Origin of the sequence: Mammaliicoccus sp. H-M34, from assembly GCF_022386495.1 — a bacterium.
Taxonomy (GTDB): domain Bacteria; phylum Bacillota; class Bacilli; order Staphylococcales; family Staphylococcaceae; genus Mammaliicoccus; species Mammaliicoccus fleurettii.
This window is the reverse complement of sequence record NZ_JAJNIK010000001.1, coordinates 63,961-76,610: the sequence shown is the minus strand read 5'-3', so window position 1 is coordinate 76,610 and position 12,650 is coordinate 63,961. Positions and strand designations below refer to the sequence as shown.

Annotated in this window: 13 protein-coding genes; 8 read left to right on the top strand and 5 right to left on the bottom strand. The window is 30.5% G+C overall.

Annotated elements, in window-relative coordinates; translation table 11 throughout:
• The first annotated feature begins 5 nt into the window (after positions 1-5).
• Entirely contained in the window at positions 6-971 is a 966-nt protein-coding gene (locus tag LQ608_RS00365) for an aromatic acid exporter family protein (RefSeq protein ID WP_107509684.1), read from the top strand.
• Positions 972-1,077: 106 nt separating this feature from the next.
• Here the strand turns inward: LQ608_RS00365 and prli42 are convergent, their stop codons facing one another.
• Positions 1,078-1,179, bottom strand: a complete 102-nt coding sequence (gene prli42, locus LQ608_RS00360; protein ID WP_157946502.1) for a stressosome-associated protein Prli42 — start codon at positions 1,177-1,179, stop codon at positions 1,078-1,080.
• Between the two features lie 95 nt (positions 1,180-1,274).
• Here prli42 and LQ608_RS00355 point away from each other — a divergent pair, with 95 nt between their 5' ends.
• The gene (locus tag LQ608_RS00355; protein ID WP_239749155.1) at positions 1,275-2,390 is read left to right on the top strand and encodes a M20/M25/M40 family metallo-hydrolase; all 1,116 of its coding nucleotides are present in this window, start codon (positions 1,275-1,277) and stop codon (positions 2,388-2,390) included.
• 110 nt (positions 2,391-2,500) lie between these two features.
• On the top strand, positions 2,501-3,904 hold the full coding sequence (gndA, locus tag LQ608_RS00350; protein ID WP_107509685.1) for an NADP-dependent phosphogluconate dehydrogenase: 1,404 nt from the start codon (positions 2,501-2,503) through the stop codon (positions 3,902-3,904).
• A gap of 292 nt (positions 3,905-4,196) precedes the next feature.
• On the opposite strand, the gene LQ608_RS00345 is transcribed toward gndA, so the two are convergent.
• Entirely contained in the window at positions 4,197-5,057 is an 861-nt protein-coding gene (locus LQ608_RS00345; RefSeq protein WP_239749154.1) for an effector binding domain-containing protein, read from the bottom strand.
• Positions 5,058-5,085: 28 nt separating this feature from the next.
• Positions 5,086-6,570, bottom strand: coding sequence for a glucose-6-phosphate dehydrogenase (gene zwf, locus LQ608_RS00340; protein WP_078356597.1), 1,485 nt, complete (start codon positions 6,568-6,570; stop codon positions 5,086-5,088).
• A 194-nt stretch (positions 6,571-6,764) separates the two neighbouring features.
• On the opposite strand from zwf, the gene rnz reads away from it, so the two are divergent.
• Positions 6,765-7,682, top strand: a complete 918-nt coding sequence (gene rnz, locus LQ608_RS00335) for a ribonuclease Z (protein WP_078356598.1) — start codon at positions 6,765-6,767, stop codon at positions 7,680-7,682.
• Between the two features lie 77 nt (positions 7,683-7,759).
• Here rnz and proC read toward each other — a convergent pair whose 3' ends face one another.
• On the bottom strand, positions 7,760-8,575 hold the full coding sequence (gene proC / locus LQ608_RS00330; protein ID WP_078356599.1) for a pyrroline-5-carboxylate reductase: 816 nt from the start codon (positions 8,573-8,575) through the stop codon (positions 7,760-7,762).
• Positions 8,576-8,714: 139 nt separating this feature from the next.
• On the opposite strand from proC, the gene LQ608_RS00325 reads away from it, so the two are divergent.
• Positions 8,715-9,470: an SDR family NAD(P)-dependent oxidoreductase gene (locus LQ608_RS00325; RefSeq protein WP_239749153.1), complete on the top strand. Its 756-nt coding sequence runs from the start codon at positions 8,715-8,717 to the stop codon at positions 9,468-9,470.
• 59 nt (positions 9,471-9,529) lie between these two features.
• On the opposite strand, the gene LQ608_RS00320 is transcribed toward LQ608_RS00325, so the two are convergent.
• On the bottom strand, positions 9,530-10,441 hold the full coding sequence (locus tag LQ608_RS00320) for an aldo/keto reductase (protein WP_239749152.1): 912 nt from the start codon (positions 10,439-10,441) through the stop codon (positions 9,530-9,532).
• Positions 10,442-10,517: 76 nt separating this feature from the next.
• On the opposite strand from LQ608_RS00320, the gene LQ608_RS00315 reads away from it, so the two are divergent.
• From LQ608_RS00315 to xerD, 3 genes are all read left to right on the top strand, one after another.
• Positions 10,518-11,060 (top strand): NUDIX hydrolase, encoded by a 543-nt coding sequence (locus tag LQ608_RS00315; protein ID WP_078356602.1) that lies wholly within the window; start codon positions 10,518-10,520, stop codon positions 11,058-11,060.
• A 100-nt stretch (positions 11,061-11,160) separates the two neighbouring features.
• Positions 11,161-11,601 carry a ferric iron uptake transcriptional regulator gene (gene fur, locus LQ608_RS00310; RefSeq protein ID WP_016912376.1) on the top strand — a complete coding sequence of 147 codons (441 nt, stop codon included), beginning with the start codon at positions 11,161-11,163 and terminating at the stop codon, positions 11,599-11,601.
• A gap of 93 nt (positions 11,602-11,694) precedes the next feature.
• Positions 11,695-12,606 (top strand): site-specific tyrosine recombinase XerD, encoded by a 912-nt coding sequence (gene xerD / locus LQ608_RS00305; protein WP_239749151.1) that lies wholly within the window; start codon positions 11,695-11,697, stop codon positions 12,604-12,606.
• The last annotated feature ends 44 nt before the right edge of the window (positions 12,607-12,650 follow it).

Genomic DNA, 12,650 nt, shown 5'->3' with positions numbered 1-12,650 from the left:
TTCCTATGCAAATAAAACCGTATAGAATTGGTTATAGAACTTTAAAGACTGCCTTAGGGATGACATTAGCTGTCATCCTTTCTCAGTTAATAGGATTAGATAATTACGCTTCAAGTGCAATTCTCGTTGTACTTTGCATTAAAGATACAAGGATCAAGTCTTTTGAAGCAGCTATATATCGTTTTATAGCGTGTTTCATTGCGATAATGATAGGATCTGTATTTTTCACATATTTAGGTAGCACGCCTATAATATTAGGGATAATGGTTTTATTATTTATTCCAGTCACAGTTATGGTAGGCGTTCAAGAAGGAATTGTAACGAGTTGTGTTATAATTTTACATTTATACATGGCTAAAACAATTGATTTTCACTTAATCATAAATGAAATTTTATTACTAATTATAGGTATCGGTATTGCATTAATTATGAATATGTTCATGCCTAGTTTAGATCATAAACTCAATCAATATAAAAGAAAAATTGAAGATGACTTTATTATTATTACTTTTGTATTTAGTGAAGCCTTAAAAGACCCTAACAAAAAAATAAATACACCTTCATTTGATCAAGTATCTCAAAATATTAAAAAAGCTAAATCATTAGCGTTCAGAGAAGTTAAAAATCATTTTGTTAGAAATGAAAATTCTTACTATCATTATTTTGATATGAGACAAGAACAACTCTCATTATTGAAACGCATGAAAAATTTGATTGAATCAATGCAACACAGTAATCACGCTCATTATTTATGTAGTGAATTAATGCTTGATGTTTCTCAGAATGTTCAAAGTAAAGATTACTCATTAATGAGATTGCATAGTTTATACGAAATAAAAATTAAATTACAATCTATAGACTTACCTAGAACTCATGAAGAACTCGAAAGTATAGCAGCACTCATTCAATTATTAAATGAAGTTGAAGAATATTTATTAATCAAATCACAATTTGGTAGTTTGAAAAAATAGTAAGCTTATAAGTTAATATTTTAAAAAAATCACCCAATCCGAAAATGAATTCAATGGATTGGGTGATTTATTTTGAGAAAGATAATTATATCTCGCTATTTTTAGTTTATGATAGTAGAAATGGCAAAACACCAGATAGTACTAATGCTGCAACTATTGCTACTAACATTACTATGATGACTATTTTACGAACTTTCTTGTTTAGCATGGAAACCCTCACTTTGAACAATAATTTTGTATATATTTATTAACTATTATACACTAGATAATGAGATATTTAAATAAATGAAATGAGGGACCATCATGATCAATGAAGAAAGATTACTTAATACATTCTTAGAATTAATAAAAGTTGATTCTGAAACTAAAAATGAAAGAAAAATTGCTGACTTACTTAAACAAAAATTTACTGAACTAGGTTTAGAAGTTAAAGAAGATGATTCAGCAACTGAAACGGGTTATGGGGCAGGAAACCTAATTTGTAAATTAAAAGGTCAGGATAGTAGCAAAACTCCAATTTATTTTACAAGCCATATGGACACAGTAACTCCTGGGAATAATATTGAACCGGAACTACGTGAAGATGGTTATATTTATTCAAATGGTGAAACAATCTTAGGATCAGATGACAAAGCTGGATTGGCAGCGATATTAGAAGCAATCAAAGTTATGCAAGATGACAATATCAAGCATGGAGATATTGAATTTATCATTACTGTTGGCGAAGAGTCAGGACTAGTAGGTGCTAAAGCATTAAACCCTGAAGACATAAATGCTAAATTTGGTTATGCAATTGATGCTCCTGGTAAAGTTGGAACAACAGTTGTTGCAGCTCCAACTCAAGCTAAAATTGAAACAATTATTACAGGCAAAACTGCTCATGCTGGATTAGAACCAGAAAAAGGAGTATCTGCAATAAATATTGCTGCTAAAGCTATTAGTCATATGAGTTTAGGAAGAATTGATGAAGAAACGACTGCTAATATTGGTAGATTTGAAGGTGGTACAGCTACTAATATCGTTAGTGACCACGTATATATACTTGCGGAAGCTAGATCATTAAATGACGAAAAAATGAATCAACAAGTATCACATATGAAAGAAGCTTTTGAAAAAACAGCAGAAGAATTTGGTTGTACTGCTGAAGTAAATGTACAAATCATGTACCCAAGCTTTAATTTATCTGAAAAAGATGAGGTTGTAAAATTAGCTATTAAAGCGTCAGAAAAAATAGGTCGTCAACCAGAACTTGTAAAATTAGGTGGCGGTTCAGATGGTAATATTATAAGTGGTTTTGGAATACCTACTGTAGTGTTAGGTGTTGGATACGAATATATTCATACTAAAAATGAACGTATGCCAATTGAAGAATTACAAAAAATTACAGAACAAATAGTCGCAATATCTGAATTAGCATAAAAAATACTAATGTAAACGTATTCATTTAATTTTAAGGTGCTATAAGACGCGAAACCAATTCAAATTATGTTAAAATATACTAGAAAATGAAAAAAAGTGAGGTTAATTTCATGACACAACAAATAGGCGTAGTTGGTTTAGCTGTAATGGGTAAAAACTTGGCTTGGAATATTGAATCACGTGGCTACTCAGTCTCAGTATATAACCGTTCTAAAGAAAAAGTCGACCAAATGGTTGAAGAATCAAAAGGTAAAAATATACATCCGAACTATTCTATTGAAGAATTCGTAGATTCATTAGAAAAACCAAGAAAAATTTTACTTATGGTAAAAGCTGGTGAAGCAACAGATAAAACGATTGATAGCTTATTACCATTATTAGATAAAGGCGATATTCTTATTGATGGTGGAAACACTAACTATTTAGATACTATTCGTAGAAATCAATTCTTAGACGAGAGTGGAATAAACTTCATCGGTACTGGCGTTTCAGGTGGAGAAGAAGGTGCATTAACTGGACCATCAATCATGCCTGGTGGACAGAAAGAAGCTTATGATTTGGTAGCACCAATTTTAGAAAGTATTTCTGCAAAAGCATCTGACGGATCACCATGTGTGACATACGTTGGACCAGATGGTGCGGGACACTATGTAAAAATGGTGCATAACGGAATTGAATATGCAGATATGCAATTAATTGCAGAAAGTTATGACTTAATGAAACGTGTATTACACATGGATCATAAAGAAATTGCAGAAACATTTAAGTCATGGAATACTGGTGAACTAGAAAGTTATCTTATCGAAATTACTGGTGAAATCTTTAACAAATTAGATGAAGATGGAACACCATTAGTTGAAAAAATTATGGATAAAGCTGGACAAAAAGGTACTGGTAAATGGACTTCAATTAATGCTTTAGAATTAGGAATTCCATTGACTATTATTACTGAATCAGTATTTGCTAGATTTATTTCATCATTTAAAGATGAAAGAGTTAAAGCAAGCACTGCATTTAATCCAGAAGTTACAGAATTCGATGGAGATAAAGAGGCATTCTTAGAACAAATCAGACAAGCACTTTATATGAGTAAAATTTGTGGTTATGCTCAAGGATTTGCTCAAATGAAAACTGCGAGTGAAACAAATAACTGGGACTTGAAATTAGGCGAATTAGCTATGATTTGGAGAGAAGGTTGTATCATTCGTGCCCAATTCTTACAAAAAATCAAAGAAGCTTATGATAATGATAAAGATTTAACAAACTTATTATTAGATCCATACTTCAATGATATTGTTGCTAAATATCAAGGTTCATTAAGAGAAGTGTCAGCAACAGCTATAAAAGCTGGTATTGCAACACCAGGTTTCTCTTCAGCTATAAACTATTTCGATAGTTATAGATCAGAAGATTTACCAGCCAACTTAATTCAAGCACAACGTGATTACTTTGGTGCACATACTTATGAGCGCAAAGATAAAGAAGGTATTTTCCACACTGAGTGGACTAAATAATTAGAGCTTGGAACATATTTCCTAACTCAAAATAAATAAGCATATCACTTAACTGATTTTTAAAGTTACAGTGATATGCTTATTTTTTATAATATCCTACGATTTTGTACGTGCATGCTTGCCTAGGGTATGGCTCGAGCCTGTAGTCTCTCACGCATACTATTCCCTCAGGCGTCCGCACTTAACAAAATCGTTGTTCATATTTATTTTTATACAAAAAAAGCACTTTCGTATAATTTAATTAATAATAATAAAAACTAAATTAACGAAGTGCTTTCACTTATCATTTTGATTAATTCAATCTTTTATGATCGATTGGAACCCATAGTTGTACTTTTGATATTTCCTGATTAAAGTTAACATCTAATGGGTAAACTTCTACGTAAAAGTCATCATGCAAATAGGGCATTTTAAGTTGCCATTGATTTTCAATATGATGCCATGCTTCACTTACTACAAAATCTAATTCACCTTGTAAATTAAATGTTGCGAAGTGATGACCTGGTAAATAATAATTATCTAAATGACCTGGGTAGCGATCACTAGGAACACCCACAAATACTTCTAGTCCATCTAAAAGTGGTCTTCTAACAATAAATAATTGATGGGGTTTTACATCATTATATTTAATGAAATCTTCGATATATTTATTTTCTAATAACATTTCTAATAAATCAGGTATTAAAAAATGATTATCTAGTTCGTTTGAATGATAATGATGATTCTTGCCAACTAATTTTAAATCATCTTTATACTGTAATGAATAATTTAAAGGTTCAGTCTCAGTTGCTGTTAACTTTATAGATACACGTTTTTTGATTTTTAACATAGATTGATGCGTCTTTGTTTGTAAAGGACTTATACCATGATATTCATTATAATCATGTGCGAATGCGTTAGCGTCTTTATAGCCATACTTAAGTGCAATATCTAGTATTCTTGAGTGACCACCAAGTATATCAAAAGCCGCTTCTGTCATTTTTCTCGCATTTTGATATTCAATAGGTGTCATACCAATCACCATTGTAAATGTTTGATTCAAATGAAATGGTGATTTGTCTACATGTTCACTTAAGGTTTGCAAATCAATATTGCTCAGTAAATGGTCTTCTATGTACACAATCGCTCTCTGTAAAACTTTAATTACTTCCAATGTTCAGTCACTCCTGTTGGTAGAAAGATTAGTTAATATCGTCCCACCATTTAAATCCATCGATAGACAATAATAGCTGACTTTTTATTGGTCCATTAGTGCCAGCTCTATAATTTGGGAATGGTGCTTTATCATTGTCCCACACATTTTGTATTACATCTACATATTTCCATGTAGCTTTTAGTTCTTCCCAATGAGTGAAGTTGGTAGCATCACCTTTAAGACAATCAAATATTAGATTCTCATATGCATCTACGGTGTTCATTTTATCTTGAGCACTCATTGAATATGATAATTGTACAGGTTCAGTTTCAATACCTTGAACTTGTTTTTTAGCATTTAAATGTAATGATAAACCTTCATTAGGTTGGATGTTGATAACTAATAAATTTGATTCTAATTCTGAATCACGGTCATAATATAAGTTCATAGGTACTTCTTTAAATTCAACAATAACTTGAATACCTTTTTTCTTCATTCTTTTACCAGTTCTAATAAAGAATGGTACGCCAGCCCATCTAAAGTTATCGATTAATAATTTACCTGCAACGAAAGTAGGTGTGTTAGAATCATCAGCCACTTTCTCTTCTTCTCTATAACTTTTAACTTGTTCTCCGTCAATTTGACCTTTGTCATATTGTCCTCTAACAAAGTTTTGTTTTACTTCTGATTCATTTAGAGGTCTTATAGAACGTAAAACTTTTACTTTTTCATTTCTAACGTCTTCACTATTTAAACTAATAGGGGGTTCCATTGCTAATAAAGCTACCATTTGTAACATGTGATTTTGGAACATATCTTTAAGTGCGCCACTATTTTCATAATAGCCTCCACGATCTTCGACACCTAAAATTTCAGATGAAGTTACCTGTACGTTTGAAATGTATTTATTATTCCATAATGGTTCAAACATAGCATTAGCAAATCTTAACACTTCAATGTTCTGAACCATATCTTTGCCTAAGTAGTGGTCTATTCTATATATTTCTTCTTCTTTAAATGAACGTCTTATTTGTATATTTAATTCTTCTGCAGATGCTAAATCAGTACCAAAAGGTTTTTCTATAATTAATCTTTTGAAACCGTCAGTCTCAGTTAAGCCAGATGATTTTAAGAAGTCAGTTACAGTTCCGAAAAATTGAGGTGCCATAGCTAGATAAAATAATCTATTGCCTTCTAATTGATATTTAGAATTTAATTCATTTGAAAAAGTTAATAACGCTTCATAACTAGAAGGGTCACTCACATCATGTGATTGATAAAATACATGTTCCATAAATTCATCTAATTTATCTGTATCTTGAACATGCTTTTCTACTGAAATTTTAATTTCATTTCTGAATTTTTCAGTAGACCAATCTCTTCGTCCAACACCAATAATTGCAATGTGGTCATCTAGTTGGTTTTGTTGATATAAATGAAAAATAGATGGGAATAATTTGCGATGACTTAAATCACCTGTTGCCCCAAATATTGTAATTAAACATGGGATATTTTTAGTTTCGGTTGTCATTTATTTACCTCGATTCTCTAACTTTGTTGCTATTTTCAATATCATTTATTATAACATGTTACTAATTGATATTCTTCAATTTAAACTGTTAATTTTCGATTTATTCAGTAATTTGTATAATGACAGGTTTATTTATGTATTTTTATAAATCGCAGTTAAGAACATGTTATAATAATTTCGTAAGGAGGAAGACGATGGAACTAACATTTTTAGGCACAAGTGCCGGACTACCGACTAAAGAAAGAAATACACAATCTATTGCTTTTAATTGCCTTCCACATGAAAATCAAATTTGGTTATTTGATGTAGGAGAAGCAACTCAGCACAGAATATTGCATACAGGCATAAAGCTGGGTAAGGTAAGTCACATATTTATAACGCACTTACATGGTGATCATATATTTGGATTACCTGGATTATTAACGAGTCGTTCCTTCCAAGGTGGTAAAGATAAACCGTTAACGATAATAGGGCCAAAAGGAATTGCAAAATTTATTCATACGGCTCTAGAAATATCACAATCAAATTTAAATTATCAAATTACAGTAAATGAGTTTAATACAGAAACTGAATTAAATGTAGATAGTTTTCATATTCAAGCTTTGCCTTTAAAGCATGGTATTTTATCAGTTGGTTATAGAATTACAGCACCAGACATAGAAGGTAAATTAGATGTAGAAAAGCTTAAGGCTTTAGGTATTGAACCTGGCCCAAAATATCAAGAAGTTAAAGCTAATGAAACATTCGAATATAATAATCAAACTTATCAATCTAAAGATTTCAAAGGACCAAAGAAGAAAGGTAAAGTTATCACGATATTTGGAGATACTATGCCTTGTCAAAATGAACTAATTCTAGCTAAAGATGCAGACGTAATTGTGCATGAAACGACATATATAGAAGGCGATAAAAATTTAGCTAATTCTTATTTTCATAGTCATATTGATGATGTATTTCAATTAATGAGAGATGAAAACGTTAAAAAAGGATTGTTCACACATTTATCTAATCGATATGAACTAGAAGATATAAAAGAAATAGAACAATCATTAATTAAAAATACAGACCAAGAATTTTACTTTGTAAAAGATTATGATCATTTTCAAATATAAATAAAAAGTCTTCTATTTAAACTTAATTGACAATAAAAAAAGATGAAAGTATCGTATTGATACTTTCATCTTTTTTATTAATCTTCTTCAGCTTCAGCAAGCTCGATACTTCTTTTTACAGCAGCATTCAAGCAATCTAAGAAAACAGCTTCGATATCATGATTACTTAAAGCATTTAATCCAGCTTGTGTTGTACCACCTTTAGATGTAATGTTTTTACGTAATTGATCCATTTTTAAATCTGAACGTTCGATCATTTTACCAGTACCAATAATTAATTCTTTTATAGACTCTTCAACTTGTGATTGTTCGATACCAAGTTTAGTACCAGCATTAACATATTGTTCAAATACGTGATATAGAAATGCAGGACCACTACCTGTAATGGCAGTTACTTGATGTAAATGGTCTTCTTTTACTTCTAAAGCAGTACCAAATGCTTCGATAAGCGTTAATACTTCTTGTTTAGAATTTGGACCAAAGTTAGTTGAGAAGCTAATCCCTGTAACAGAATGCCCAACGTGTGCATTTGTATTCGGCATAATTCTTGCTATTGGATTTTCAACTTGCAAATTCTCTCTAATATAACTAATTGGTAAACCAGCCATAATTGAAATGAATTTGTTGTCTTTTGTGATGTAAGGTTTAATACGTTCAGCTAATTTTAAAAAGTCATAAGGCTTAGTACTTAAGAAAACATAATCAGCATCTTTTAATAATTCTTCATCATCATAGCTATAACTCACGCCTAATGTGTCATGATAACCTTCTAATTTTTCTAGATTAGATTTGTTTGTTAAAAAAATATTTTCAGGCTCAATTGATTTACTGTTTACTATTCCTGTAAAAATTGCATTTGCCATATTACCAGATCCATAAAAAACTATTTTCATAATAAAACCACTCACTTCCATAAGAATTCATTTTAATTATAAAGTAATTAAAACTTATGTCAAAAGTGCTTGTATATAATTTAGCAGTTAGAAACATTTGTGATACATTAAATATAATAAGCAAAAAAGGATGATTGTAATGCTAGGTAAACATTATTTGCTAACTGGAGCAACGGGTTCATTAGGAGAAAGTATTATTCAGGCTCTCAATAAACATGGAGCATATGTATCAATAATTGTGAGAAATAAAGAAAAAGCAAATAAGTTAAAAGCTAAATATAAAAATATATTAGAAGTATATATACTAAATATGAATGATGTAACTCAAATTGAATCTTTCCAAGTATCAGAAAATATAAAATATGATGGCATTATTAATAATGCAGGGTTAGGATTTTTTAAATCAAACGAAGCGCATACTACTGAAGAAATTAAGGAAATATATAATATCAACCTCATAAATCTTATTATTTTAATAAATAAAATTATACCCAATTTAAAAAGAGGATCCTCAATAGTGAACATTTCGTCTATTTCTGCAAAGGTAACAACGCCATATGGAAGTCATTATGCGGCATCTAAAGCAGCTTTAAGTAGTTTTACGAACGCGCTAAGATTAGAAAGAGAAGATTTGCATGTTTTAACAGTTCATCCAGGTCCATTTAAGTCTCAATTTCATTTAAAAGCGGATCCTACAGGAACATTTCAAAAACTCACAAAAAATATTCAACTTGATGTCGATGAATTAGCAGAAAAAATTGTCAGAGGAATGATAAAAAAGAAAATAGAAATTAATGAACCACAGTGGATGGATTGTGGTTTGAGATTTTATCAATTAGCTCCAAGAACATTCGAAAAGATATTTAAAAAAGGGTTTTTAAGCAAAAAAATATAAAACACGCCAATTCCAAAATAAATGAATTTGGATTGAGCGTGTTTTGTTTGTCTTAATTTTTATGATAAGTGATTTGTATACTCTAGATTCTTAACGATTGCTCTTGCGTGTTTGATTTCTTTTTCTGTTAATGATTGGTTATAGTTTTGAATACTATCTTTAAGTTGATCTGGTGAGCTTGCACCTGTAATAATTGACCCGAGTGCATTGAAAGACTTCAAATAATTGAAAGTGACTGCTGACAAATTATCATATTCTTTATTGAGCTGAGAGATCGTGTCTGAAAGATCATTATAATTGTATTCTAATAAACCATCTTTGAATTTTTTATCAAGTATTTCAGTGGATTTGCCTGTTAACAAACCTTTGGATACAGGGCCTCTTGCTAATATTTTTACATCATGTTGATCTATTTTTTCTAATAAATCTTCTGGTCTATTATCTAAAAGGCTAAATTGCATCATGATTGTCTCAATATTACTATTTTCTAAATAATAATCAATGACATTTGGTCGGATAGAAGAAATACCATATGCTTTAATTAAACCTTCTTCTTTCAATCTTTCAAATGCCTCAATTGATTCGTCTTTATTATCTTCAATTGTACCACCGTGTAACATATATAAATCTAATTGTTCAAGGTTTAATCTTTGTAATGATTCTTTAATGCTATTCATTATATGCTCTTTAGAAGGATCCCAATAATGTTCTTTTGTTTCTTTGTTAAAATGATTTCCTACTTTTGAACCTATAACAATGTTATTTTGATCTTGATATTTCTTTAAAATTTGCCCAACTATTTTTTCATTTTCACCGAAATCATATAAGTCTGCTGTATCAAAATAAGTGATACCTTGTTGAATGGCTTCATCTATAATTGTTTCAGCATGATTTGAATCTGTGCCTAAACTCATGCAACCTAAGCCAACTTCCGAAATTTCAATGCCACTTTTTAATATATTTTTTTGCATATTGAAGCTCCTTTCGCTACACTTTATATATTAAGTTTAGCAGATAAATTATTTAAATGAAAAGAGGGGCACTTGAATGAAATTAACAGAAGAAACGATATCGAAAGAAAATATATATAATGGAAGAATTATCAACCTTGAAAAGCATAAAGTTAAATTACCAAATGGTAAAACAAGTGAACGTGAAATTGTTTTACATAATGGGGCAGTTTCAGTACTAGCAATAACACCAGAAAATGAAGTTATTGTTGTAGAGCAGTTTAGAAAAGCTATGGAGAAAACTTTGATTGAAATACCAGCCGGTAAATTAGAAGTTGGAGAAGAAAGAGAAAGTGCTGCTTTACGTGAATTAGAAGAAGAAACAGGTTATATAGCTGATAAATTAGAACTTATAGGTGAAGTTTATGGGTGCCCAGGATTTTGTAACGAAAAAGTGAGTATATATATCGCTAAAGATTTAACGGAAGGAAAAGTTAATTTAGACGAAGACGAATTTCTACACTTAAGTAAAATACCAGTAGAAAAAATTAAATCACTATTATTGTCACAAGAGATTGAAGATGCTAAGACAATGATCGCATTTCAATACTTATTACTAAATTATAATCATTCTAAATAAAAGGACATTTTCTCTTGCTTTTTAATCATATTATTGGTATTTTAGTATACGAATACAATTCTAATTGATAATGATTTTATTTAAGAAAGAAGGTGTCAAGTTGGAAGAACGTATACAACGTGTGAAAGAACAATTACACAAAGCTTCCTACAAACTAACGCCGCAAAGAGAAGCGACAGTTAGAGTACTACTTGAGAATGAAGCCGATCATTTAAGTGCGGAAGATGTTTACTTAAAAGTTAAAGATAAGGCACCTGAGATTGGATTAGCAACTGTTTATCGTACACTTGAACTTTTAGCTGAACTAAAAGTAGTTGATAAAATTAACTTTGGTGATGGCGTTGCAAGATTTGATTTGAGAAAAGAAGGTGCAAAACATTTCCATCATCATATGGTATGTATGGAATGTGGAGCAGTTGATGAAATTGAAGAAGATTTATTAGAAGACGTTGAACGTCGTGTTGAGAAAGAATTTAACTTTAAAATTTTGGACCATCGATTGACTTTCCATGGTGTTTGTCATAGATGTCGTGAAGAATAAATCTATATATTTTGACGTTACTAAAAGAAGTTCATACTGATTTTAGTGATGTCTTTTTTTATGGTAAAATAGTGACAATAACGAGGTGAGTATATGGATCAAATCATAAATGAATTCATAGATTTTATAAGATTAGAAAAAGGATTAAGTCAAAATACAATTCAATCTTATAAACGAGATTTAACACAATATAATAAATATATAAATGAGCATAAGGTTAGTCACATTGATAATATAGACCGTATTGTTATTCAAAAATATTTTGCTCATTTAAAAGAAGAAGGAAAATCTTCTAAAACAATTGCTAGATTAGCAGCTACTATAAGAAGCTTTCACCAGTTTGCAATAAGAGAAAAGTATGCTGTAAAAGATCCAACAATTCTTATTGAAACACCGAAATACGAACAAAAACTTCCAGATGTCTTAAGTGAAGAAGAAGTTAACCAGTTACTTACATTTACGCATATCACAAACGAGAGAGATGAACGTGATAGAGCTATGCTTGAATTACTTTATGGTACAGGCGTAAGGGTATCAGAGCTCATTCAATTAAAAGTAGAAGATGTTAATTTGACAATGGGGTTTATTAGAGTATTTGGTAAAGGGAATAAAGAAAGAATTGTACCTCTTGGTGATCATTTAATGGCTGTGTTGAAACGTTATATACAAGACGTGAGACCAAATTTATTGAAGAAGCAAATAACAGATGTATTATTTTTAAATGCTAGAGGTACAGCTTTAACTCGTCAAGGATTTTGGAAAATATTAAAAAAAATCGGATTTGAAAAAGGTATAACTAAAACTTTAACGCCACATACTTTACGGCATTCGTTTGCAACGCATTTGTTAGAAAATGGAGCAGACCTTAGAGCTGTTCAAGAAATGTTAGGACACTCTGACATTTCAACAACTCAACTCTACACACATATTTCTAAAAAACAAATAAGAGACATGTACTTGAATTACCATCCGAGAGCAAAAAAGGAGATTAAGCATGAAGAATAATAAATCACAAAATAATGAAACGAAAAAATATAGAACATTAGCTG